Source organism: Mesorhizobium sp. 113-1-2, from assembly GCF_016756475.1.
GTDB lineage: Bacteria > Pseudomonadota > Alphaproteobacteria > Rhizobiales > Rhizobiaceae > Mesorhizobium > Mesorhizobium loti_C.
This window is the reverse complement of sequence record NZ_AP023242.1, coordinates 6025991-6049440: the sequence shown is the minus strand read 5'-3', so window position 1 is coordinate 6049440 and position 23450 is coordinate 6025991. Positions and strand designations below refer to the sequence as shown.

Genomic DNA, 23450 nt, shown 5'->3' with positions numbered 1-23450 from the left:
CTCAGGCCGCCCGGCCATAGAAGCCGACCCGCTCCTCGGCGCTGAACATCACCCCCGGCTTCTCATAGTAGGAGAACACCGCGATCATGCGTTCGCGCTCGCCTTCGACCGTGGTGACACGGTGCGCGGTGTTCTTGCCGCGGAAGACATTGAGCGTACCGGGCTTCATGCGCAGGATTCTTGCGTCGGGATCACGCCCTTCGAGCAGCCGGGCCACACCCTCATAATTCGGGTTGTCATCCGACCTCAGATCGGTGCGGTATTCCAAATCGCCGCCGCGCTCCGCCTGCTGCAGCAGCAGCGTCGTGGTGAATTCCGAGCGGTCGAAATGCCAGTTCAACGCCTCGCCAGCGCGATAGGCCATGACATTGGTGCGAGCCAACGGATCCTGCATGACATGCAGTTTTGCCTTGCCCATCGTCGCCGCCAGGAACCGCACCAGCGGTTCATACTCGTAGATGGCAAGCACGGTGCTGCCGGGAATCTGGTCCGCACAGACGGTATGGCTTGTTGTTTCGACCTTGCGCAGCGCGGGATGCTCGGGTGCGAGTTCGGGGATATCGGGCTTGAAGTAGATGTTGTGCATGCGCTTGTGGACATGGGACTGCGTGTCCATCACCGGCTTGATTTCCCGCACCGCCCGTTCGGCGACGCCAGGCCGCAGAAAACCTTCGAGGTTGAACATGCCGTCGGCTCTGAGGGCTTCGATCGACTGTTCGACGAGGCGGTTCCATTCGGTGCTGCCTTCGCGGTCGAGCGGATAGCGGTCGAGATTGAGAATGTCTTTCATGTCGCGTGCTCCATAGGTTGGGCACAGAAGACGGCAAAAAATTCTTTCTCTCAACGGGGAAAATTATTAGGATTGGCCAAGAAAAACTTGTGGAGCCTGGCATGGAGAAGCTGCCGCCGCTGAACGCGATCAAGGCCTTTGAGGTCGCGGCCCGTGCCGGCAGCTTTACCATGGCCGCGAGCGAACTTGGCGTGTCCTCTGCGGCGGTCAGCCAGCAGATCCGCAATCTCGAAACCTGGTTCGGCAAGCAGTTGTTCGTGCGCACCGGCAACCGCATCACGCTGACGGACGCCGGCCACGCCATCTATCCGCAGACCGCGCGCGCGTTGGGCGACATCGCCGCCATCGGCCAGCGCATGCTGGAAGGTGGTTTGAGGACACGACTTGTGGTCAGCGTGCCGTTCTCGCTGGCCGAGCTGTGGCTGGCGCCAAGGCTGGCGGCACTTCTCGATGCCTTTCCACATATGGCGATCGACGTGCGGGCGGAAGACGATCCGATCGACCTGATGCGCCAAAATGTCGACCTGCGCATCTCCTATGGCGACTATCACTATCCCAGCCTGCGGATGGTCCGCCTTGTCCATGACGATGTGCTGCCGGTCTGCGCGCCGGAATTCTGGCGCCGGCACGGCAATGGCGATCCGGGGCTCACGGATCTGCATGAGAGCCTGTTCATTCACACAAATTGGGGGCCGAACTATGCCTCGCACCCGACCTGGACGGACTGGTTCGCGGCAGGCGGCAGCAGCCGCTCACCCGATCCGTCGCATGGACGGCGCGTGGGTTTATCCAGTCTGGCGATCGCCTCAGCGAGGCTGGGTCTGGGCATTGCGCTTGGCCAGCGTGTGATGGCGCAGGCCGATCTGGAGGCAGGGCGGCTCATCGCACTCTCGTCCGTCTCGGTGCGCCTCGGTCATCCCTATTGCGCCTTCATGCCGCCGGCCAAGGCCAACCGTGCCGACGTCGCCGCTCTTGTCGGCCTGCTCGTGAAGGCGGCGCCCACGACTTGAAAAAAATGGCGCCCCGACCTGTGGGAAGGCCGGGGCGCCGCGCAAAAACCGGGCCTGCGGGGGATTCAGGTAGCCGGTTTCTGTGGCAGGGGCGAGATCGGCATTCCAGGTCCGATCTTCTGCAGATTGCCTGTGATCACCTGGTCGCCTTCGGAAACGCCGCTCAGGATGGCCACCAGATCGCCGCTGGTCGGGCCAAGGGAGACCAGCCGCTGGTCGACCGTGTTGCCCTTCCCGACGACGTAGAGGTATTTGCCGAGCTGGCTCGAACCCAGCGCCGTCTGCGGCACCATCAGCGCATCGGGCTGTTGCCTGATATGCAGCCGCACGCGAACATACTGGCCCGGCATCAGCATGAACTTGGCGTTGCCGATTGTGGCGCGTGCGGTGATAGTGCCGGTCGAGTGGTCGACTGTGTTGTCGATGAAGGTGAGTTCCCCCTTCTGGGTCGACTCGGTCTCACCCGGAAGCAGAACCTCGACATCGATCGGGCCGGCCGCGCGGGCCTGCTCGATCTCGGCCAGATCCGTCTCGCTCGGATTGAAGGTGACATAGATCGGGTCGAGCTGCACCAGCGTGTTGAGCACCGTGCCGGCGACGCTGACCAGCGTGCCGACCGAAGCCTGATTGCGGCCCAGGCGCCCGGTGAACGGAGCATGGATCTCGGCGTAGCTCAGATTGAGCTCCGCCGTGCGCACGGCCGCCTGGTTGAGCGCCAGCGACGCCTGCGCTTCGCGCAAGGTGCTGGTGCGCTGGTCGAAGCTGTCCTTGTCCAGATAGCCGCTTTTGGCGAGCTCGGTGCCGCGGCCGAGATTGGACCGCGCATAGTCGAGCGTCGCCGTATCGCGCTGGACCTGGGCTTTTGCCTGGTCGAGCGCGGCCTGGAAGTCGTCAGGCGAGATCTTGTAGAGAATGTCGCCTTGCCGGACATCGGCGCCGTCCTGTGCCGTCTGTTCCTGCAAATAGCCGGGCACGCGCGCCTGCAGCGTGATGCTGCGGATCGGCTCGATGCGGGCGGCATAGTCGAGATAGATCGGGATCGTTTTCTTGACCACGCTCGCCACCGGCACCGGCATCACGAATGCCGCCGGAGCCGGCGTCGCTGCACCGGCCGTGCCGCTACTCAGCCTGAGGTTGCCCATGTCGAGCAGGTGGACGCTCGCCACCGAGATCGCGCCCAGCGCGACCGCCGTTCCCAACGCAATTTTCCATTTACGCATAATATTTCTCCAATCTTATTCGGCCGCTTCCGCCAGGGGAGGGAAGGCGGGTTCGGCAGTTGGTTCAGTATGCTTGGAGGCGGGCTCGCCGCTTTCGCGGCGCTCCCGCAACTGTTCGATGACCGCGTAGAAGACCGGCACGAACACCAGCGACAGGATGGTCGCGGCGACCATGCCGCCAAACACCGTGGTGCCGATCGACTGGCGGCTTGCCGCGCCGGCGCCTGTCGCGAACATCAGCGGCAGCACGCCGAGGATGAAGGCGAAGGCCGTCATCAGGATGGGGCGCAGCCTGAGCCGTGCGGCTTCCATCGCCGCCTCGACGATGCTGAGGCCTTCCTCGCGCCGCCGTCTGGCGAACTCGACGATCAGGATGGCGTTCTTCGCCGCCAGGCCGATCAGCATGACGAAGCCGATCTGCGAGTAGACGTCGATCTGCATGCCGCGCACCCACAGTGCGGCAAACGCGCCGAACAGTGCGAGCGGCACGGCCAGCAGCACCATGAACGGCATCGCCCAGCTCTCATACTGCGCCGCCAGGATCAGAAAGACGAAGACGATGGCGAGGCCGAAGACGACGGACGCGATCGATCCTGCCTTGAGCTCCTGGAAGGTGATGCCGGTCCATTCGAAACCGAAATCCCTGGGCAGTGCGGTGGCAGCCGCCCGTTCCATGGCGGCAACCGCCTGGCCCGAGGAGAAGCCCGGTGCGGCACCGCCATTGATCGAGGCGGAGGCATTGTTGTTGTAGTGCGGCACGGTCTCCGGACCGACGAACGGCACGAGTTTGCCCAGCGTGCTGAGCGGCACCATGCCGCCGGAGGCATTGCGCACATAGAGCCGCGAAATGTCGGCGGCGCCCGCACGTGCATCCTTGTCGGCCTGGATGGTCACCCGGAAGGTGCGGCCAAACAGGTTGAAGTCATTCACGTAGAGCGAGCCGAGATAGATCTGCAGCGTGTTGAAGACATCAGGCAAATTGAGCCCGAGCAGCTTCGCCTTGCTGCGATCGAGGTCGTAGTTGAACTGCGGCGTCGAGGTCGAGAACGGTGAGAACAGCTGCTGCGGATTGATTTCCGGCTGCTTGCGCGCCTCGGCGATCACGGCTTGCGTCGCGTCGTTGAGAGCCGTGCTGCCGCGACCGGTGAGATCCTCGACGACGAATTCGAAGCCGCCCGTGGTGCCGATACCCGGTATCGAAGGCGGATCGAAGGAGAGCGCGAAGGCTTCCGGTATCTGCAACAGCTTGCCGCGCACATCGGCAACGAGCTTTGATGCGCTCTGGTCGGGAGTACGCTCCTCCCAGGGCTTCAAAATGGCAAACTCGACCGCCGAATTCGACTGTGCGGCACTGGTCAGGAAGTTCAGGCCGCTGATCGAGCCGACAATGTCGACGCCGGGGGTTGCCTGCAGGATGTCGCGCGCCTTCTGGGCCACCGCGTCGGTGCGCTCGAGTGAGGCGCCGTCGGGCAGCTGGATGACGACGAAGAAATAGCCCTGGTCCTCGACCGGAAGGAAGGTCGACGGCAGGCGCTGCCAGACGAAGTAAGTGGCGACCAGCCCGGCCGCGAACAGGCCGAGCATGATCCAGCGCAAGCGGATGAGAATACGCACGCCATGGGCGTAGGCATGCGACAGTTTGTCGAAGCCCGTATTGAACCAGCGGAACAGCACGAACTGCGTCTCGCCGCGATGGCGCAGGAAGGCGGCGCTGAGCGCGGGGCTGAGCGTCAGGGAATTGAAAGCCGAAATGCCGACCGAAATCGCCACGGTCAGCGCGAACTGGTTGTAAAGCTTGCCGGAGACGCCGGGAATGAAGGCGACCGGCACGAACACCGCCATCAGCACGGCGGTGGTGGCGATGATCGGACCGGTGACTTCGGCCATCGCGGCCTTGGTTGCCGCCAGTGGTTTCAGCCCGGCCTCGAGCTGTCTTTCGACGTTCTCGACCACCACGATGGCGTCGTCGACGACAAGGCCGATCGCCAGCACCATGCCGAGCAAGGAGAGCATGTTGAGTGAGAAGCCCAGCATCTCCATGACGACCAGCGTTGCCACCAGCGACACCGGAATGGCAATGGTCGGGATGATGGTTGTGCGCCAGCTCTGCAGGAAGACGAACACCACGGCAACGACGAGCACCAGGGCTTCGCCGAGCGTGATCAGCACGTCATGCATCGACGCCGAGACGAAGCGTGTCGTGTCGTAATGCATGGCGTAGGACACGCCCTTCGGGAAACGGGCCGACAGTTCCTGCATCTTGTCCTTGACGCGCTGCTGAAGGTCGAGCGCGTTGGAACCGGGCATCTGGTAGACGGCGAGCACCACCGTCGGTTCCTTGCCGAAGAAGGCCGAGGACGAATATTGCAGGGCGCCGAGTTCGATGCGGGCGACATCGCGCAGCCGCACCAGCGAACCGGTGTCGGTGTTGGCGCGCACGACGATGTCGCCGAACTCCTTCGGGTCGCTCAGGCGGCCGACGGCATTGACCTGCATTTCGAAGGCGGTGCCGGCGGGCGCCGGCGACTGGCCGATCTTGCCGGCCGCCACCTGGACGTTCTGCTCGGCGATGGCATTCTGCACGTCGACGGCGGTGATGCCGAGATTGGCGAGCTTGTCCGGGTCGAGCCAGACACGCATCGAATAGCGCCGCTCGCCGAAGATCTGCACGTCGCCGACGCCTTGCAGACGCTTCAGCGGATCGACGACCTGCAGATACGCAAGGTTCGAGAGCGCCACCGGATCGACGGAACTGTCGGGCGAGGTGAGGTTGACGATCAGCACGAAGTTCGGGTTCTGCTTCTTGATCGTCACGCCGCCCTGGTTGACGATCGCCGGCAGCGACGACGCCGCCTGCGAGACGCGGTTCTGGACGTCGACCGCGGCGGTGCTCAGGGAATAGCCGACATCGAAGGTGATGGTGATGGTCGAGGAGCCGTCATTGGAACTCGTCGACGACATGTAGGTCATGCCTTGCACGCCGTTGATCTGCTGTTCCAGCGGCGTCGTTACCGTATCGGCCACGACTTGCGCGCTGGCGCCCGGATAATGGGCGCTGACCACGACCTGGGGCGGCGTGATATCGGGAAACTGCGAGACCGGCAGCAGGAAATAACAAATCGTGCCGGCGAGCACCATGATGATGGCGATCGCCGAGGCGAAGATCGGACGGTGAATGAAGAAGTTTACCACGACACACATGCCTCGCCGGCTGCTCTTGCCCGCCCGAAGGCACTGGCAACCCTGGACAACTGGCCGTGCCCGTCACGGGAGGCTTCCCGTGAACGCAGCAACGGCACCTCGCGACGCTGCCCATCGGCAAGCGTGCGAAGCATCTTCTCGAAGGCACGGGGATCGACCCCATCTGCCTTCATGACCAGCCGGATCATCGGATCCCGGACGGCCTCATCTATGGTAAGATCGCGGCGCTGTGGCATTGGCCGGCTCCTTGTCTGTCGATTCGCAGCCCATGCTCGCGAACCGTTTTTCATTTCCTCACCGGCCGAAGCCGCATGATTGGCAGTTTCTCGTCCCTCTCATCTGGCAGGACCAGTTCACGGCCTTGTTATTGACGACGGACGACATAGGTGTTACCAGTAAGTAACATCTACATAGTTACAGACCGGTAACACCCTAGTCAAGAGGTGGCCGTGGTTTTTAGGAAACGAAAGGAGATCATGATGACAGACAGCGTCGTGGAGCGCTCGCGTCCCCGGGATCGGATCCTGGAGACGGCACGCGACATGTTCCACAAGCACGGCATCAAGGGCGTCGGCGTCGACGCCATCACCGAAGCTGCCGGCACAAACAAGATGACGCTCTATCGTCACTTCGAATCCAAGGATGATTTGATCGTCGAGTGCCTGCGCGCCAATGCGGCCAAGGCCGGCGCCATGTGGGACACGTTCGAGGCCGAATTTCCCGGCGACAAGCTCGCACAACTGCATGCCTGGGTTCGCAAGGCGGCTGCCATGCTCAATGCCGACGGCCGTGGCTGCGACATGGCCAATGCTGCCGCTGAACTGGCCGAGCCGGACCATCCGGCGAGGCTGGTGATCAAGGAACTCAAGGAAGCCCAGCGCGAGCGCCTTGTGACGCTGTGCCGGGACGCGGGCATCGGCCAGGCCGAACTGCTCGCCGATACGTTGTCGCTGCTGTTCGAAGGCGCGCGTGTCAGCGTGCAAACGGTGGGCACCGAAGGGCCTAGCACGCAGTTCGTGCGCATGGCTGAAGGGCTGATCGTTTCCTTCCGAGGTACTGCCGCCGGTTGAAGTCCGCCACTGCTGGCGATTTACCGGTCGTATGACCGCGACAGCGCGGGCCCTTTGGTGCGGGTGGCGCACGAATTTTCGACGGCTGAACGAAAAAAGCCCGCTGCCGGGAGGAGGTGGCAGCGGGCTCGATTTCGAGTGTGGCGCGGGAGGAGGTGCACCCCACTCAGCGTCGGCATCGCATCTGGGAGGAGTAGATGGCCGACAACCAGAACCTACGAATTGCCCAATGATTCGGCAACAATGAATTGTGCATAGCAGCTGTGCAGATTTGCCGTGTCAATTATCCTACAAATGCGGGAAACCGGCTTTGCCCAGAGCAATTCCAGGAAAAGTGTGAAGCAATTTTCCCGGGAAAGCGCATAGCGCTTTCCCTTTGGGAATTGCGTTAAAACTCTAAGCCGCCCCACCTTACTGGACCGGCACGTTTTCCCGAAAAATCAGGCGTGGCTCGATGAATTTCCGTGTGAGATAGGGCGCCGATGAGGCGATTGAGCCGAGCAGGCGGATGACCGACTGTTCGGCAATCAGCCTGGCGTTCTGGTCGATGACGACGTCGGCGAGATCGTCAACGAGGTAACCGCGCGTTTCCCTCGTCAGATCGTGGCAGATAAACACCGGCTTGCGGTTGGGCCTGGCTTCCCGGATGGCTTTCGCAACGCCGGAGCGTCCGGCTCCGACGCAATAGATGCCGAGCAGTTCCGGTTCATTGTGCAGCGCCTTCATGGTTTCGGCGTAGCTGGCATCCGGCTCGTCATTGATCTCGACAGCACTGGTCACGGTGAGGTTGGGAAACTCCTCGCCGAGCACCGAGCGAAAGCCCATTTCACGCTCCTCATGGCCGCGATAGGAGCGCGAGCCGACGACCATCGCCAGATGGCCCTCGCGGCCGCCGAGGAAACGCCCCATCAGAAGTGCCGCCGTCCGCCCCGCCACCCGGTTGTCGATGCCGACATAGGCCGAGCGGGGAGCGGCCGGAATGTCGGACACCAGCGTCACCAGGCGGATGCCGGCCTCGACAATGTCGCGCAGGATGTTGCGGGTTCGCGGATGGTCGACGGCAATGACACCGACGCCATTGGCCCTCAGCGACAGGTTCTCGACCGCTGTCTGCAGTGCGTTCGGCGAGATGCCGGCGAGGTTGTGGATCCGGCAGGAAGCGACCAGCGGCAGGCGCGATGCATAGTCCTCGATGTGCCTTGCCAGATCCTGCATGAAGGCGTTGCTGCCGATCGGCAGGAAGAATTCGAGGTTGGCGGGCTTCGAGGGAAGCGTCACCTGGTCGGCGACCGGCAGATAGCCAAGCTGCTTGGCGGCCTCCATGACACGCTGCCGGTTGGCGGCGCTGGCGCCGGGCCGGTTGTTGAGCACCCTGTCGACCGTCGCGGTCGAGAGCCCGCAATTCCTGGCGATGTCGGAGACGGTGGCCTTCATGCCGCAACCCTATGCGCCGATGCGATGGCGCGCCAGACGGGTGATGTGTCAGGCGATGTGATCTGAAGGACGTCTGATCGACACCCATCACCGCCATGCGCATTCGCCTGTTTCGACAAGATGACTTCAGCCATCCTCAGTGGGGCGGCTTGCCGTCGGCGATGGCGTCGCGGATTTCTTTGTCCGACATGCCGGTGATGATCCGCTCGACTTCCGTCACGGTCGTCTTCTTCGGGTCGATGTCATCGGCGACCACCTTGCCCCGGCGCATGACGACGATGCGGTCGACCACCTGGAAGACATGGTGGATGTTGTGCGCGATGAAGATGCAGGAGTGGCCGGAATCGCGGGCGTTGCGCACGAAGCTCAGCACGCCTTGCGTTTCGGCGACGCCAAGATTGTTGGTCGGCTCGTCGAGGATGATGAGGTCGCTGTCGAAATGCATGGCGCGCGCGATCGCCACGGCCTGGCGCTCGCCGCCGGAGAGCGAGCCGATCGGCGTCGTCGGCGGAATGTTCTTCGAGATGCCGACCTGTTTGAGCAGGTCGCGGGCGACAGTGTTCATCGCCTCCTGGTCCATGCGGTTGAGAAAGCGCGGCGGCTTGATCGGCTCGCGCCCGAGGAAAAGATTGCGGGCGATCGACAGTTGCGTGACCAGCGCGGAATCCTGGTAGATGGTCTCGATGCCCTGCGCGATGGCGTCGCTGGTACTGCGCAAGCTCACCTTCTTGCCGCGGATGAAGATGTCGCCGCTGGTCAGCGGCACGGCGCCCGACAAAACCTTGATCAGCGTCGACTTTCCGGCGCCGTTGTCGCCGAGCAGGCCGACGATCTCGCGCTCGTTGACATGGAAATTGGCATCCTCCAGTGCCTGCACGCGGCCGTAGGACTTGCGGATGTTCTGCATGCGGATCAATGGCTCGGCCATGGTCTCACGTCCCTGCCTGATGCCGGCGTTCCAGCCATGAGTGGAGCGCCATCATGCCAAGAATGATCGCGCCGATGAAGATGTTGTAGGCAAGACCGGGCACGCCGATCAGCACGATGCCGTTGCGCATCACGCGCAGGATCAGGATGCCGAGCACGGTGCCGATGATGGTGCCGCGTCCGCCGGTCAGCGCCGTGCCGCCGATCACCACCATGGCGATGACTTCCAGCTCGTAGCCGGTGCCGCTGTTGGGGTTGGCGGCGGATGTGCGCAGCGAGGAGATGACGCCGGCCAGCGAGGCCATGAGCGACGACAGCACGAACAGGCCGATCTTGACGCGATTGACATTGACGCCGCGGGCGCGTGCCGCGTTGGGATTGCCGCCCGCCGCCTGGATCCAGTTGCCTGTCCGGCTTTGCGTCAGCACATAGCCGAGCGCGATCGCCGCGGCGATAAACCAGAACAGCGACATGTAGATGCGAAACGGCCCGATGAAGAAGTCGCCGACCAGCGCCTCCGCCAGCCAGCTGCCCTCGGCACTCCAGGTGCGCTGCGGAAAACCGTCGGTGATGAAAAGCGCGCTGCCGCGCACCACCAGAAGCATGCCGAGCGTCACCAGGAAGGATGGGATCTTGAGCTGGGTGACGAACCAGCCATTGACCAGGCCGATCAGGGCGGCAACCAGCAGCGCGGCGACGAAGCCCATTTCCAGCGAGGTGACGCCGCTGTTGAACAGTGTCCACATCAGCACCGGCGAAAAGCCGAACAGGGAACCGACCGACAGGTCGAATTCGCCCGATGTCATCAGCAAGGTCATGGCCAGTGCGATCAGGCCGAGCTCGACGGTGAAGGCCAGCGTGTTGGAGATGTTCTGCGGCGACAGGAAATCGTGGTTGAAGCCCCAGAAAACGCCGATCTCGACGACGAGCAGTACGAAGGGACCGAATTCCGGCCGCGCAATCAGGCGTTGGACAAGCGAATGATTTTCCACTGGGAACCCGCGACATGGTTGGAACGGACCACGATCGCCACCGCCTCGGATGGACAGGTCGCGGCACAAGAAGATATCTGGCGCCGCGTGCCAAATGGGCGCGGCGCCAGGATCGCGGTTATTTGCCGGACAGGATCTTGTCGTAGACGCCGGCGGTGTCCTTCTCATAGAGCGCGCCGGTGATGACGTTGAAGCCCGGAGGAATGCCTGACGCCGCCATGTTGGCGAGCGACAGCGCGACATAGCTGGTCGCCTGCGGGTCCTGCCACTGGCCGGCATTGACGTAGCCGTTCAGCACTTCCTGGGTGGTGTCGAGCGAGTTGCCCCAGCCGACGACCGGGATTTCGCCCGGCTTGACGCCGACCTGGTCGAACACCCGCTTGATCGAGCCGGTGACGAGGTCGCCCAGGCCGATGATGGCGTTGACCTTGCCCTTGTGGGCGGTGAGGTAGTCGACCATGCGGTTGATCACCTCGGCCTGGTCGAGCGTCGCCTCGGTCACTTCATAGGTGATGCCGAGCGGTCCGAACACGCTCTTGATGCCTTCCTCTTCCTGGACGCCATAGGTGGCGCCGGGGATTTCGACCGGCATCCAGACGAAGTCGCCCTTTTTCACCAGGCCCTTGTCGACCAGATATTGCGCCCAATGCTTGCCGAAGGTGACGTTGTCGCCGCCGACATAGGCATTGAAATTGGCCTTGGGATCGGGCGTGTTGAAGTTGATGATCGGGATGTTGGCGGCGCGGGCTTCCTTGACGATCTCGACAAGGCTGCCCGGATCGGGGCTGGTGGTGACGATACCGTCGGCCTTGGCGGAGAGGGCGGCGCGAACCGCTTCCTGCTGGGAGGCGACGTCGCCATTGTGGAACGAGGTGTTGACGGTGTTGCCGGTGTCCTTGGCCCATTGCTTGGCGCCGGCCAGGAAGTAGGTCCAGACCGGATCGGCCGGGCCGCCATGCGAAATCCAGTAGAAGGTCTTGGCCTGCGCGGCTGCCGGAATGACCGTCAGCGCGACCAGCAGGCCGTAGAGCACAAGTCTCAGTCTTGTCAGCATTTGATTTCCTCCCGGTTGAAGATGATCCGTCCCTTGTTCCGGCTCCAGCCGGATTGCGTCTTTTGCCAGCGCCGCTCGGATGCCTCAGAGCATTCCCTTTTTCGGCGGATGGCAAGCCTCCATCTGCAGATGTAGTTGGCGCCTGACAGGGCGCCATCACCGGACCCATCAGATTGCATCAGTTGCGGTGATTTTTCAGGGCAGCCGGATGATTGGTGGCGAGGCTCAGCCGAGCGGGTCGTCCTGACCGCGTCCGGCACGCCGGTTGCGCCACAGCCGGACCGACCGGTCGACCGCGAGGGCAAGCACGACCAGGGCGCCGGTGGCGAAAGTGCTCCACGCGGCATCGACGCCAAGCATGCTCATGGCGCTGAGGATTAGCTGGAGGACCAATATGCCGATCGCGGCACCGATGACGCTGCCGTGGCCGCCCGAAAGCGATGTGCCGCCGATGATGGCCGCCGCGATCGCCAGCAGTGCGAACGTGCCGCCATCCCCGGGGGCAATGGCGCCTTGGATGCCGACATGGATCACACCGGCCAGCCCCGCCATCGCGCCCATCAGAACCAGCGTCAGCAGCCGCACTTTGGACGTTGGAATACCGGCATAGGCGGCCGCCTGTGGATTGCTGCCCACGGCCTGCGCCCGGTAACCGAAGCGGGTGCGGTGAAGCACGACATGCATCGCCAGCGCCAGCACGATGAAGATGATGCCCGTTGCCGGCACCATCGCGAACGCCTTGCCCGACAGGGCCGCGAAGAAGTTCCCGTCCGCGCTCGGCGGTACGATCGTCTGTCCCTTGCCGGCGACCACCGACAGGCCCTGGATCATCCACCATGTGCCGAGCGTCACCAGCAGAGCCGGCAGGCGCAGCGCAATCATCAGCAGGCCGTTGATCAGGCCAAGGCCGGCGCCGGCCGCGACACCCGCCAGCGCGGCAAGCCAGGGGTCCACTCCAGCAACCATCAGCAAGGCGGTAAAGGTCGCGGCAAGATGGAACACCGCACCGGCCGAAAGATCGATTTCGCGCGTGGCGAGCACGAACACCATACCGATCGCCAGCAGGCCGGGCAGGGCGGCCTGACCCAGCACCGAGAGCAGATTGGCCGGTTCGAGGAAAGAGGGGTGCAGCCAGCCAAGCAGTGCGAGCAGGACGGCGAGCACAACGACAGCACCGGTCTCGGCCGGCAGCCGGATGCTGCGTCTGGTTTGATGGTTCACTGAACCGGCAAGCGGCGGCGCGGTCTCGGTCCTGGTCATGCCACACTCTCCCGGTTGCTCCGGCGGCTTTCGTCCGCGGGCTTGCCCGACGTGATCAGCTTCAGAAGACTTGCCACGTCCATATCGTCGCCGATGATTTCGCCGGCCAGCCTGCCCTGATGGAAAGCCAGGATCCGGTCGCAAAGCCCCGTCAGTTCGGACAGTTCGCTGGAATGCAGGAGCACGATGCAGCCACTGGCCGCCATCTGGCGGATCAGCGCGTAGATCTCCTGCTTGCTGCCGATGTCGATGCCGCGGGCGGGCTCGTCGAGTAGCACCACTTGCGGGCCGATCTCCAGCCATTTGGCGATGATCACCTTCTGCTGGCCACCGGCCGAAAGCGAGCCCGCCGGCCTCTCCGGCGCGCTCCTGATGCGCAGCGCCTCGATCTGCCGCGCGGCGCGGCCGAGCGCCGCCCCCGGCGAGTACCAGCGCGAGCCCCAACTGCGTGCGCCGACGACGACGTTCGCCATGTTGAAGGCGATGGATTTGTCGGGCATCAGCCCGTTACCGCGCTCGCCGGAAATCATGCAGATGCCGCGCCGCGCCGCTTCCGTCTGCGTCCTCGGCAAGCCGTCGCCATCAGGAAAACGCGCCTTGCCCTGGCGCGGTTTGCGCAGCCCGAACAACAGGGCAAGCAAGTCCCGCGCTCCAGAACCGGCAAGCCCGAGGATCTCGCCGGTGCGGGCCGTGAGGCTGATCCCGGACAGATTGCCGCCGCCGAGCCCGTCGATCGTGATCTGCGGCCGCAGCGTGCCGGCAAGCGTCGGCAGGACCCTGAGCGGCAGCGGGAACAGCGACTGGCGCAACTGGCCGATCATCGCTTCCTCGGACGCCGTCAGCTCCTGCCGCGCCTTCGACAGCACGTCGCGGCCGTTGCGGATCACCGTCAGCTGGTCGGCGATGGCAAGGGCGTCCCCCAGCCGGTTCGACGCGTAGAGCATGCTCATGCCCCTGGCTTTCAGCCCTCGCAGCACGGCGAACAGGCGCTCGCTCTGACGCTGGTCGAGCGCCGAATTCGGATCGTCGAGGAGGAGCAGCCTGGGATTTTCCAGCAGCGCACAGGCGATCGCGACCAACTGGCGTTCACCGGGTCCGAGATCGCCAAGTGGCGCATGGACATCGACATCGAGACCAAGCTGGCGAAGCAATTCACGGCTGCGTGCCTCCATTTCGCGCCGCGAGATCAGCCCGTTGTGAACTGGTTCGCGGTTGACGAACAGATTGGCCAGGACCGGGCGCTCCGGAAACAGCCCCGGCTGTTGCAGGACCACGCCAATGCCGAGCTTGCGCGCCGCATTGGGGCTGTCGATCGTCGCGGTCTTGCCGTCAAACTCGATAGTGCCACGGTCCGGCCGGACAATGCCCGCCAGCACCTTTGTCAGTGTCGATTTGCCGGCGCCGCTTTCACCGACCAGCGCGTGGATCGAGCCGCGCTCGACCACAAGGTTCATGTCATCGAGCACGACCGTGCCGCCAAAGCGCCTGGCGATGGTGCGCACCAACAGAATCGGCGAATCGGACATCGGAACGGCCCCCCGACCGCACCGCGATCTTGAAGCGCTTTGCGTCCGCCGTCATCCGGGTTCGCATAAAATTGTGTTGATTGCGGCCGTTTTGGACAGATTCTAGATAAAATCGGCCTTCGCCAGGTCGCGCATGAGATGGCTGGCGCCGTAGGTCCAGTGCGGGCAATCGGGCGACAGCCGCACCCGGTTGACCAGCGCACCGAATTTTTCGGACGAGATGGTGACGATGTCGCCGACCTTGTGGGTAAACCCCTTGCCCTTTTCGCCGCGGTCCTTCGATGGCACGAACATGGTGCCGAGATAGAGCGCCAGCCCGTCCGGATATTGGTGGTGCGGGCCCATGGCGGCGGCAACCAGCTCTTCCGGCGAACGGCTGATCTCGGCCATCGAGCTTGCGCCCTCCAGCGAGAAGCCATCCTCGCCCTCGACCTTGAGGCGCACCACGGCGCGCTTCACGTCGTCGATCGAGAAGGTGTCGTCGAACAGGCGGATGAAGGGGCCAAGCGAGGCCGAGGCATTGTTGTCCTTGGCCTTGCCGAGCAGCAGCGCGGAGCGCCCTTCGACGTCGCGCAGATTGACGTCGTTGCCGATGGTAGCGCCGACGATCCTGCCGCTTGAGGCGGCGATCATGGCGATCTCCGGCTCCGGATTGTTCCAGGTCGAGACGGGGTGCAGGCCGACATCGGCGCCGAAGCCGACCGAGGCCATCGGCTGGCACTTGGTGAAGATCTCGGCATCGGGGCCGATGCCGACTTCCAGATATTGCGACCAGGCGCCGCGCGCGATCAGCTTGGCCTTGATCTCCATCGCTTCCGGCGAACCGGGCTTCAGCTTCGACAAATCATGGCCGATCAGCCCGGCAATGTCGGCGCGGATGGCGTCGGCCTTCTCCGCCGAGCCACGCGCCTGTTCCTCGATCACCCGCTCGAGCAGGCTGACGACGAAGGTCACGCCGGACGCCTTGACCGCCTGCAGGTCGACCGGGGAAAGCAGATAGGGTTTTGCCGGATCGCGCGCTGCCTCGAAACTGTTGGCCGCTATGTCATCGAGCGAGCCGATCGGCTTGCCCTTGGCCGAACGCACATGCCCTGCCGGATCGGTCATCTCGCAGATATCCCGTGCGGTCGGCGCCGCGCTCGAGGTGATGTCGAAGACGGTGCCGTCTCGCACCGTGACGATCAGGGGATGGGGCACATCCGGTGATCGAGCGCGGCCGAGAAAGACGCCATCGTCAGGCAGAAACGTCATGTTTGTCATTGCACTCTCATCATTGCGCAGGATAGTTCGATGTTATGACGTGCGCATGGCCCCTTCAAGCCGACACGCCCTGAAGCAGCATGTGCCAGGCGACAGGCGATCAACGGGAAAGGCCCTTGCCACCATGTCGCTGCACTGCTTCGCGGCGCTACAGTTCATCCCAACGTAACCGCAAATGCGCGCTTGTCGATCCGGCTTTTTCCAGCGTGGTCAGACCGCTGCCGTGATGGGCGTCCACCACATGTGAAACGGGTTCGAAGCAGAAGAAATCAGCGTCTCGTGCCGGCGAATAGAGGACGAAGACATTCAGCGAGGGTGATGCCTCGACCGTGACGGCGATAGCGTCATCCGGCTGGATGATCGTGGCGTGCCCGTTCCAGCCTTCGAAGGCATTGTTGACCCAGGCGTCGGGAAGCGGCGCGGCTTGCGAAAAATCCCAGTCCGGCCGGGATGCCAGCGGCACCACCCCCGTCGGCAGGTGCCGTTCGTCCTCCAACCAGACACTGTGCGCCGATGCTTGCAGCAAAGTGCGCGGGCGGCGCGGAAACCAGGGGTGGAAACCGAGCCCGTAGGGCAGGCGGATAGTGGCTCGGTTCTCGACAGTCAGCGCTGCGGACAGCGCGCCATCCTCCAATGCATAGCGGACGCTCGCACGGTAGCGGTAAGGCCCGATCGCCCCATCCTCCAGAGCCAGCTCCATTTCAGTGCCGGTTCGCCTCGTCAGCCGCCACGGCTTTTGAAATGCGTCGCCGTGGAGTGGGAACGGCTCGCCTTCGACATTGGGCTCTATCGCATGGAAGCGCCCGTCAAACTCGAAGCCTCCACCGGAAATGCGGTTTGACCAGGGGATCAGCAGTTGCGACCCGAACTTCAGCACGCCCCTCGACGGCTCAAGCACAGGCGTCGGTGCTCGGCCGGGGCGGAGCGCGTCGTAGCGCATGATGGCAGCGCCCTCGCGGGGGCGCACCACAAGGCTTGCCCGCCCATCGGCAAGTTCGATCTCATCGCCATTGATCATCGAAAGGCCGCCCTGGCTACCATCCGCCATCGATGTTGATGTTCTGACCGCTGATCATGTCAGAGGCCGGGGAGACGAGGAACAGCACGAGATCGGCGATATGCTGCGGCTCGATGCGCCGCTTCAGGCTTTGGTTGGCGAGGATCCAGTCATTGTATTCCTCGAGCCGTTCTCCGAAGACGCGCTCCTCTGCCTCGGAAACGACGGCGCCGGGCGACACCGCGTTCACGGTGATGCCGTGTGGTCCCAATTCCCGCGCCAGCGACTTGGTGAGTCCCAGCATGGCGCCTTTCGAGGCCACATAGGGCACGTAACCGTCCCAGCGGCCATTCAGCGTCACCGAGCAGAAATTGACGATCCGGCCCCAGCCCTTCTTCTTCATGCCAGGGGCGCAGGCGCGCGCCAGCGCGAAGGCGGCCGATGAATTCACACGGATCTGGTCCTCGTACTCACCAAGCGAGAATTCCTCGAACGGACGGTTGATGATGAGTGCGGCATTGTTGATCAGAATGTCGATCGTGCCTTCTTCGTCGGCGAGCGCCTTGACCGCTGCCTCGGCTTTGGCCAGCTGGTTCAAGTCGCAACCGACATAGACGATCGTGCCCTTGTTTGCCGCCGCCAATTCCGCTGCGATTCCGGGTCCTTCGGCATTCTCCGGTCGGTCAAGCAAAAGCACGCGCGCGCCAGCGCCGGCAAGCGCGGCAGCCTGGGCGCGGCCGAGCGAACCGAGACCACCCGTCAGGAGCACAACTTTACCGGAAAGGTTCGTCATCACCGTTCCCGCTCCTCAAAGCACGTTGTGGACTTCATCGATGGAGGTTTCCTCGATGCGTTTGTCGAGCACGACCTCGCCACGCGCCATCGCGACCACGCGGTCACAGCAATCAAACACGTGATGCATGTTGTGGCTGATGAAAACGCCGGTCACCCCTTGTGCCTTCAATCCACGCACAAAGCCGATGACCTTGCTGGTCTCCTTGACCGAAAGGTGATTGGTCGGCTCGTCGAGGATCATCACCTTCGACTTGAAATGCATGGCTCGCGCGATGGCGACGCCTTGCCGCTGGCCGCCTGACAGTTCACCGACCAGTGCGTCGGGCGAGCGCAGATGCAGGTCGACATTGGCGATCGCCTTGATGCTTTCGCTGCCCATCTTCTTTTGATCCAGGATGCCGACGCCGAATACGGAAAACAGCGTCGGTTCGCGGCCGATAAACAGGTTCCTGGCGATCGACATGGTGGGAACCATCGAATTGTACTGGTAGATGGTCTCGATACCGAGGTTCATCGCGTCGCGCGGCTTGGCGATCCGCACCGGTTTGCCTTCGACCAGGATCTCGCCCTCGTCGGCGGTATGGACGCCGGACAGGATGTTGATGAGCGTCGATTTGCCGGCACCGTTGTCGCCGACCAGCCCGAGCGCCTCGCCCCGCTTCAGGTCGAGGCTCACCCCCTTCAACGCATGGACGCCGGAATACCATTTGTGAAGATTGCGGACGGAGATGATTGCGTCTTCCATGGCTCAGCCCTCCATCTTGATCGCCTTGGCGCGCTTGCGCATCCAGGCATTGGCGACGACGGCGAAAATGGTCAGGAAGCCGATCGCGAATTTGAACCAGTTCGCGTCGACATTGGAGAGCACCAGCCCATTGTCGATGATACGGATGAGGATTGTGCCGATGATGCCGCCGGCGACCGTACCGATGCCGCCTGCGAGCGAAGCACCGCCGATAACCGCCGAGGCGACCGCCTGGAGTTCCAGACCTTCGCCGATGGAAGGCAAAGGGGAGCCCAGCCTCAGCACTTGCAGCATCCCGGCGAAACCCGACAGCATCGAGCAAAGCATGAAGCATGCGAGTTTTACCCTCGCGGTCGGGATGCCCATCGAGGCGGCAGCAGGGTGAAAGCCGCCGGTGGCCTTTATCCAGTTGCCGAAATTGGTTCTGGAAAGCATCAGCGACGTCAGCAGGGCAATTCCCGCGAACCACAGGAACGACATGCGGAACATGTTGCCGGGGCCGACGAACGAGGTGAACAGCCAGTTCGGCAGATCGGCGGGAAGCAAGGGTGGAAACCCGCCCGAGACGACGATCGTCAGGGACCGGGCGATGAAAAGCATGCCGAGCGTGGTGATGAAGCTCGGGATCTCGAACCGGATCGTCACATAGCCGTTGATAAATCCGATCACCGCGCAAACGAGAAGCCCGGCCAGCAAGGCAAGCGGGAAAGGCACCCCTTCGACCATGAGGACCGCCATGCACATCGGCATCAGCGCGAACACCGATCCAACCGACAGGTCGAACTCGCCGCTGATCATCAGGATCGTGACGCCGATGGCGACGAGGCCCGTTTCCGGCAGAATGCCGAGTATGCCGCGAAGGTTATCCTGGTTGAGGAACACGCCATCCGAGCGGATCTCGAAAATCACCACCAGAAGCACCAGCAGGATCAGTCCCGCCAGTTCCGGCTTTTCCAGATAGGTCTTGAAGAGGCGTTTCAAGGCAGGCTCCAGGAATTCGAGGCAAGGGACCACCCGGCAGTGCGAGGACCGCCGGGTGAACACATGGCGGGCGTGTGCTTAACGCAGACCTTGCGAGGAAAGCGTCATGATCGCGTCGGCCTGATCCGGGCGAACGATGCCTTGACCCGTATCGATGTCGGAGGGTGCCAGACCTATCTTCTTGTTCAGGTAGGCTTCCATGACGGGCATGAAACCCTGCATGTAGGGCTGTTGGTCCACCAAAGCCTGTACGTAGCCCTTCTGCATCTGCTGCAGAACTTCCGGCACCAGATCGAAACCGCCAAGGAGGACCTTGCCCGGCGCGACGCCGCGGTCCTGCAGCGAGCGCGCAACGCCCGCGCACCAGAAGCCGGTGTCGAAATAGGCTGTGGTGTCGGGATGCGCATTGAGATAGGCGCCGACACGATCGGACGTGATCGCAAGGTCCGTTCCGCTGTCGATCCGCTCCCATGAGACCTGACGGTCGGGATGGGCCGCCTTGTACTCTTCCAGGAACTGCATCACGCCTGCGCCGCGGCTTTCGGACCAGTTCTGGCCGGGTGCGGAAATGCCGACCAGAACCTTGATTGGCCCCTCCTTCGGGAAGCTCTCGGAAATCGCCTTGCCGAGCGAATAGCCCGCCGGCTTGAAACCTTGCCCGATGAAGGCCTGCCGCGCATTGCCCTTGGCGCCTTCGGTGTCGTCGACATTGACGGCAATCACCAACACACCGGCATCCCGCGCCTCCTTGATGACGTCGTCGAACGCCTTGTTGTCGACAATCGAGGTCAGCAGGGCATCCGGCTTGGCGGCAAGCGCGGCGCGCATGTTGGCGAGTTGCTGCTCGACCGAGCCTTCGGTCTGGGTGAAAATCATGTTGCACTTGGCCTCGACCTTGCCGCAGGCATCGTCAAAGCCCTTCTTCACCGCCTGCCAGAAGGTGTTCGAGGCCGACGAATGGTGCGTGAAGACGATGTTGAGCCCGTCGGCACTGGCGACGGAAGGCCCGGCAAGCAGCGTCGTGGCGAGCAAAAGCGTTGCAGTCAGTCGTTTCATTTCTATTCCTCCCGTTGAGTGTTCTTCAGATGTCCGCCTTGTCGGAGACGCGGCGATGGACGGTGTAGGCCCGACCGAGGTCGGGATTGAGTTCCAGCCCTAGGCCCGGGCCGGGCGGCACGGTGATCATGCCGTCCTTGACTTCCGGCAGCGCGGTCACGAGGTCGCGGTACCAGGTCCTGTAAAATGCCCGCACACTCTCCTGGACGAGGGCGTTGGGCGCGTTGAGGGACAAATGCGTGGACGCCGCCAGGACCACTGGCCCGGTGCAGTCATGCGGGGCGACCGGCAAATGCCAGGCCTCCGCCATCGCGGCGATCTTGCGTGCTTCGGAAAGCCCGCCGCACCAGGAAATGTCCAGCATGACGACGCCCGCGACGCCGGTCTCCAGAAGGTCGCGGAATGCCCAGCGACTGCCCAAGGTTTCCGACGCCGAGATCGGCGCCGGGCTCGCGGCCTCATAGCGCTTGAGATCGGCGAGGCTGTCCATGCGGATGGGATCCTCATGCCAGTACGTGCCATAAGGTTCGAGCGCCTTGGCGATCTTGATCGCGGGCAGGAGCTGCCACATGGAGTGGAACTCGACCATGATGTCGATCTTGTCGCCGACAGCTTTGCGGATCTTCTCGAAGGGTTGCAGCGCGGCTTTGAGGTCGGTGGCGGTGATGTCTTGCCCCCGGCTTTTCTCGGCGGCATGGTCGAAAGGCCAGATCTTCATGGCCGTGATGCCGTCCTCGAGCAGCTCCGCCGCCAATTCGTCGGCGCGGTGGAGAAACCCGTTCAGGTCGTCGTATCCTTGCCTTGTGCCGAGACCATAATTCGCGGTGGTCTGTCCCTTGCCGTCCTTGATGTATTCGGTGCCGGCGCAGGTGTTGTAGGTACGGATGGACTGCCGCGAAAAGCCTCCCAGCAGCTGCGCGATCGGCTGGTTCATCGCCTTGCCGAAAATGTCCCAGAGCGCGATGTCGAAGGCGGAATTGCCGCGGACTTCGACCCCGCTTGAGCGGAAACCGAGATAGCCAACCAGATCCGCTGAAAGCAGATCGATCTGCAATGGATCGCGGCCGATGACGCGTGGCGCGACATATTCATGGACATATTCCTCGACCGTGCGGGCCAGGAAAAAGGTTTCGCCGAGGCCGGTGATGCCCTCGTCTGTATGCACCTCGACCCAGAGCAGATTGGGCCGCTCTTCGATGCGGATGGTCTCGATCGAGCGGATTTTCATGCGATCCCCGCGTCGATCAATGCCTTGACGCTCTTGTCGAAATGCGCGGCCATATGTTCGGCGGCGAGTTGCGGGTTCCCCGTGACGATCGCCCGAGCAATATCCGCATGCCCCTCGATCATCTTGATCTGCTCTTCCTCGGTGGCACGCGTACGCCAGCCGATCACCCAGGTGCGTCGCGTGACACCGCTGAAGGCGTTGATGATCAACGAAAACACCGGGTTGTGGGAGGCCCGCGCGATCGCCTCATGGAATGCGATGTCGTGTTCCATGACGATCTCGGGCGCACGGTAATTCTCGCGCATCAGCTGCGCGCATTTCTGTATTTCAGCCGCCTCCGCGTCGGTTCGGCGCAGTGCCGCGAGCGCCACTGTGCGCATTTCGATGGTACGCCGCACATCATAAACCTGCTGGACGCTGATCTGTTCGGTGGTGACGCCGTGCTCGATCACCATCGACATGGCACCAATGTCGAGCTTGGCAACGCTGGCGCGCCGGCCGGCGCTCATGTCGATGAGGCGCATCGCCGACAACGATCGATACGCCTCCCGCACCACCGTTCGCGACACGCTGAGCTTGCGGGTCATGTCGGCTTCACTGGGCAAGAGGTCGCCAGGGCCAAGGCCTTCCACGCGGATGTGTTGGGTAATGGCTTGAATGGCGGCACTCACCAGCCCGGGACTTGTCTCGTCAGGCTCTATGCCACGATCGCTCACCGTTTCCTCCAAACTTGTATGACATGTTTTGTTGAAATGCCTATAGCTTTATGAAATCTTGTCTGTCAATAGCAGTTGACCGCGCGACAGTTGGGAGGGGAAGGGTAGTGGATAGCGAAGAAAAACAGCCAGGCTTGGTGTTTGATGCCAGGGATATCGTCGGTGAGAGCCTGCTCTGGGACGAGAACAGGAAGACACTGATCTGGGTGGATATCATCGGGCGGCGCATCCACCAGCTCGATCCGGTCACTCGCGATCACCAGAGCTGGCAGACACCGGACCTCGCAACCTCGATTGGCCTGCGCCGGGACGGTGGCGCGATCGTCGGGCTACGGAAGGATGTGGCACTGTGGGATTTCGGAGAGAGCTTCAGGACGATCGCGACGATCGAAGCGGACAGCCCCGACACACGGTTGAATGAGGGCGTGGTCGCCCCGGACGGCTCTTTCTGGGTCGGCACCATGGAAAACAACATCGGCCCCGACGATCTTGCGCGCGACATTTCGCGAGATGCGGGGCGGATCTATCGCGTCGACACAGCCGGCATTGTCGAGGCGCTCAGTGCCGATCGCTTCGGCATCACCAACACGATGGTCTGGACGGCGGATGATACCTTCATCACGGCGGACACGACGAAGAACCAGATCTTTCGCTATCACTGGGACAGGGTGCGGTCGCGAATAACCGACAGGCGCCCTTTCTTTTCGGGTTTTCTTCGCGGCCTGCCGGACGGGTCGTGCATGGATGCGGAGGGCTATGTCTGGAACTGTCGCGTTGCGGGGGGCGGCTGCCTGGTCCGTATCTCACCTGACGGGGTTCTGGACAGAGTGGTGGAGCTGCCCTGCAGCTGGCCGACGAGCTGTGCTTTCGGCGGCGAGAATTTCGACATCCTCTTCGTCACCTCGGCGCGATTTACCATGAGCGAGAGACATTTGCGGGCAAACCCGCAGGAGGGCGGGCTGTTCGCGGTGCGCGCAGGCGTTCGAGGCACACCGACCAAACGGTTCGGATGAGACAACCCGACTGAAATGGCCGAGAACGCCAGGCCCTACCAGGTCGGCCACGGCCTTTTCGACCATTCCGTGCAAAGCCAAAGCGTTCCGGCAGTCGCTGGAGCGTTGATGGCGGCCAATTCAGGAAAGCCGGATTCCGCTTGACAGTTTCATGAATATGAAAAAGTCTTAGCCA

At 63.0% G+C, this 23450-nt stretch carries 21 protein-coding genes; 3 read left to right on the top strand and 18 right to left on the bottom strand.

Features of this window, described 5'->3' with window-relative positions; genetic code table 11:
• Position 1: 1 nt before the first annotated feature.
• The gene (locus JN279_RS29555; RefSeq protein ID WP_096455776.1) at positions 2 to 790 is read right to left on the bottom strand and encodes a HalD/BesD family halogenase; all 789 of its coding nucleotides are present in this window, start codon (positions 788 to 790) and stop codon (positions 2 to 4) included.
• A 101-nt stretch (positions 791 to 891) separates the two neighbouring features.
• On the opposite strand from JN279_RS29555, the gene JN279_RS29550 reads away from it, so the two are divergent.
• Entirely contained in the window at positions 892 to 1800 is a 909-nt protein-coding gene (locus JN279_RS29550; protein ID WP_096455778.1) for a LysR substrate-binding domain-containing protein, read from the top strand.
• 65 nt (positions 1801 to 1865) lie between these two features.
• Here JN279_RS29550 and JN279_RS29545 read toward each other — a convergent pair whose 3' ends face one another.
• From JN279_RS29545 to JN279_RS29535, 3 genes are read right to left on the bottom strand one after another with little or no spacing between them, the layout of a single operon-like run.
• Positions 1866 to 3020 carry an efflux RND transporter periplasmic adaptor subunit gene (locus JN279_RS29545; RefSeq protein WP_202350931.1) on the bottom strand — a complete coding sequence of 385 codons (1155 nt, stop codon included), beginning with the start codon at positions 3018 to 3020 and terminating at the stop codon, positions 1866 to 1868.
• A 15-nt stretch (positions 3021 to 3035) separates the two neighbouring features.
• Positions 3036 to 6221 (bottom strand): efflux RND transporter permease subunit, encoded by a 3186-nt coding sequence (locus tag JN279_RS29540; protein WP_202350930.1) that lies wholly within the window; start codon positions 6219 to 6221, stop codon positions 3036 to 3038.
• The gene (locus tag JN279_RS29535) at positions 6206 to 6457 is read right to left on the bottom strand and encodes a hypothetical protein (protein WP_096455784.1); all 252 of its coding nucleotides are present in this window, start codon (positions 6455 to 6457) and stop codon (positions 6206 to 6208) included. The genes JN279_RS29540 and JN279_RS29535 overlap by 16 nt, the downstream gene beginning before the upstream one ends.
• A gap of 243 nt (positions 6458 to 6700) precedes the next feature.
• Between JN279_RS29535 and JN279_RS29530 the strand changes: the two genes are divergently transcribed.
• A complete protein-coding gene (locus JN279_RS29530) occupies positions 6701 to 7291 on the top strand; it encodes a TetR/AcrR family transcriptional regulator (protein ID WP_096458938.1) in 591 nt (196 codons plus the stop codon).
• A gap of 411 nt (positions 7292 to 7702) precedes the next feature.
• On the opposite strand, the gene JN279_RS29525 is transcribed toward JN279_RS29530, so the two are convergent.
• From JN279_RS29525 to JN279_RS29460, 14 genes are all read right to left on the bottom strand, one after another.
• The gene (locus JN279_RS29525; RefSeq protein ID WP_096455786.1) at positions 7703 to 8725 is read right to left on the bottom strand and encodes a LacI family DNA-binding transcriptional regulator; all 1023 of its coding nucleotides are present in this window, start codon (positions 8723 to 8725) and stop codon (positions 7703 to 7705) included.
• Positions 8726 to 8861: 136 nt separating this feature from the next.
• Positions 8862 to 9653 carry an ATP-binding cassette domain-containing protein gene (locus JN279_RS29520; RefSeq protein ID WP_096455788.1) on the bottom strand — a complete coding sequence of 264 codons (792 nt, stop codon included), beginning with the start codon at positions 9651 to 9653 and terminating at the stop codon, positions 8862 to 8864.
• Positions 9654 to 9657: 4 nt separating this feature from the next.
• On the bottom strand, positions 9658 to 10644 hold the full coding sequence (locus JN279_RS29515; protein ID WP_096455790.1) for an ABC transporter permease: 987 nt from the start codon (positions 10642 to 10644) through the stop codon (positions 9658 to 9660).
• A gap of 118 nt (positions 10645 to 10762) precedes the next feature.
• Positions 10763 to 11698: a substrate-binding domain-containing protein gene (locus JN279_RS29510; RefSeq protein WP_056564187.1), complete on the bottom strand. Its 936-nt coding sequence runs from the start codon at positions 11696 to 11698 to the stop codon at positions 10763 to 10765.
• 225 nt (positions 11699 to 11923) lie between these two features.
• Entirely contained in the window at positions 11924 to 12958 is a 1035-nt protein-coding gene (locus JN279_RS29505) for an ABC transporter permease (RefSeq protein ID WP_202350929.1), read from the bottom strand.
• Entirely contained in the window at positions 12955 to 14484 is a 1530-nt protein-coding gene (locus tag JN279_RS29500; RefSeq protein WP_202350928.1) for a sugar ABC transporter ATP-binding protein, read from the bottom strand. Before JN279_RS29500 ends, JN279_RS29505 begins: the two co-directional genes overlap by 4 nt.
• A gap of 102 nt (positions 14485 to 14586) precedes the next feature.
• Positions 14587 to 15744 (bottom strand): fumarylacetoacetate hydrolase family protein, encoded by a 1158-nt coding sequence (locus JN279_RS29495; protein ID WP_202350927.1) that lies wholly within the window; start codon positions 15742 to 15744, stop codon positions 14587 to 14589.
• A gap of 148 nt (positions 15745 to 15892) precedes the next feature.
• Positions 15893 to 16762: an aldose 1-epimerase gene (locus JN279_RS29490; RefSeq protein WP_244734768.1), complete on the bottom strand. Its 870-nt coding sequence runs from the start codon at positions 16760 to 16762 to the stop codon at positions 15893 to 15895.
• 16 nt (positions 16763 to 16778) lie between these two features.
• The gene (locus tag JN279_RS29485) at positions 16779 to 17534 is read right to left on the bottom strand and encodes an SDR family oxidoreductase (protein ID WP_202350925.1); all 756 of its coding nucleotides are present in this window, start codon (positions 17532 to 17534) and stop codon (positions 16779 to 16781) included.
• A 15-nt stretch (positions 17535 to 17549) separates the two neighbouring features.
• The gene (locus JN279_RS29480) at positions 17550 to 18281 is read right to left on the bottom strand and encodes an ATP-binding cassette domain-containing protein (RefSeq protein WP_096455800.1); all 732 of its coding nucleotides are present in this window, start codon (positions 18279 to 18281) and stop codon (positions 17550 to 17552) included.
• 3 nt (positions 18282 to 18284) lie between these two features.
• Positions 18285 to 19262: an ABC transporter permease gene (locus JN279_RS29475; RefSeq protein ID WP_202350924.1), complete on the bottom strand. Its 978-nt coding sequence runs from the start codon at positions 19260 to 19262 to the stop codon at positions 18285 to 18287.
• Between the two features lie 78 nt (positions 19263 to 19340).
• Positions 19341 to 20318: a sugar ABC transporter substrate-binding protein gene (locus JN279_RS29470; RefSeq protein WP_202350923.1), complete on the bottom strand. Its 978-nt coding sequence runs from the start codon at positions 20316 to 20318 to the stop codon at positions 19341 to 19343.
• A gap of 25 nt (positions 20319 to 20343) precedes the next feature.
• Positions 20344 to 21546 carry a mandelate racemase/muconate lactonizing enzyme family protein gene (locus JN279_RS29465; protein WP_202350922.1) on the bottom strand — a complete coding sequence of 401 codons (1203 nt, stop codon included), beginning with the start codon at positions 21544 to 21546 and terminating at the stop codon, positions 20344 to 20346.
• Entirely contained in the window at positions 21543 to 22217 is a 675-nt protein-coding gene (locus JN279_RS29460; RefSeq protein ID WP_202350921.1) for a FadR/GntR family transcriptional regulator, read from the bottom strand. The genes JN279_RS29465 and JN279_RS29460 overlap by 4 nt, the downstream gene beginning before the upstream one ends.
• A 152-nt stretch (positions 22218 to 22369) precedes the next feature.
• Between JN279_RS29460 and JN279_RS29455 the strand changes: the two genes are divergently transcribed.
• Entirely contained in the window at positions 22370 to 23275 is a 906-nt protein-coding gene (locus JN279_RS29455; protein ID WP_202350920.1) for an SMP-30/gluconolactonase/LRE family protein, read from the top strand.
• Positions 23276 to 23450 lie beyond the last annotated feature (175 nt).

Coding starts and splice junctions, on each gene's coding strand:
- JN279_RS29495 (WP_202350927.1), bottom strand. CDS start 15,744: ATGACAAACATGACGTTTCTGCCTGACGATGGCGTCTTTCTCGGCCGC.
- JN279_RS29490 (WP_244734768.1), bottom strand. CDS start 16,762: ATGATCAATGGCGATGAGATCGAACTTGCCGATGGGCGGGCAAGCCTT.
- JN279_RS29500 (WP_202350928.1), bottom strand. CDS start 14,484: ATGTCCGATTCGCCGATTCTGTTGGTGCGCACCATCGCCAGGCGCTTT.
- JN279_RS29540 (WP_202350930.1), bottom strand. CDS start 6,221: ATGTGTGTCGTGGTAAACTTCTTCATTCACCGTCCGATCTTCGCCTCG.
- JN279_RS29545 (WP_202350931.1), bottom strand. CDS start 3,020: ATGCGTAAATGGAAAATTGCGTTGGGAACGGCGGTCGCGCTGGGCGCG.
- JN279_RS29510 (WP_056564187.1), bottom strand. CDS start 11,698: ATGCTGACAAGACTGAGACTTGTGCTCTACGGCCTGCTGGTCGCGCTG.
- JN279_RS29535 (WP_096455784.1), bottom strand. CDS start 6,457: ATGCCACAGCGCCGCGATCTTACCATAGATGAGGCCGTCCGGGATCCG.
- JN279_RS29525 (WP_096455786.1), bottom strand. CDS start 8,725: ATGAAGGCCACCGTCTCCGACATCGCCAGGAATTGCGGGCTCTCGACC.
- JN279_RS29530 (WP_096458938.1), top strand. CDS start 6,701: ATGACAGACAGCGTCGTGGAGCGCTCGCGTCCCCGGGATCGGATCCTG.
- JN279_RS29465 (WP_202350922.1), bottom strand. CDS start 21,546: ATGAAAATCCGCTCGATCGAGACCATCCGCATCGAAGAGCGGCCCAAT.
- JN279_RS29470 (WP_202350923.1), bottom strand. CDS start 20,318: ATGAAACGACTGACTGCAACGCTTTTGCTCGCCACGACGCTGCTTGCC.
- JN279_RS29555 (WP_096455776.1), bottom strand. CDS start 790: ATGAAAGACATTCTCAATCTCGACCGCTATCCGCTCGACCGCGAAGGC.
- JN279_RS29485 (WP_202350925.1), bottom strand. CDS start 17,534: ATGACGAACCTTTCCGGTAAAGTTGTGCTCCTGACGGGTGGTCTCGGT.
- JN279_RS29520 (WP_096455788.1), bottom strand. CDS start 9,653: ATGGCCGAGCCATTGATCCGCATGCAGAACATCCGCAAGTCCTACGGC.
- JN279_RS29480 (WP_096455800.1), bottom strand. CDS start 18,281: ATGGAAGACGCAATCATCTCCGTCCGCAATCTTCACAAATGGTATTCC.
- JN279_RS29505 (WP_202350929.1), bottom strand. CDS start 12,958: ATGACCAGGACCGAGACCGCGCCGCCGCTTGCCGGTTCAGTGAACCAT.
- JN279_RS29550 (WP_096455778.1), top strand. CDS start 892: ATGGAGAAGCTGCCGCCGCTGAACGCGATCAAGGCCTTTGAGGTCGCG.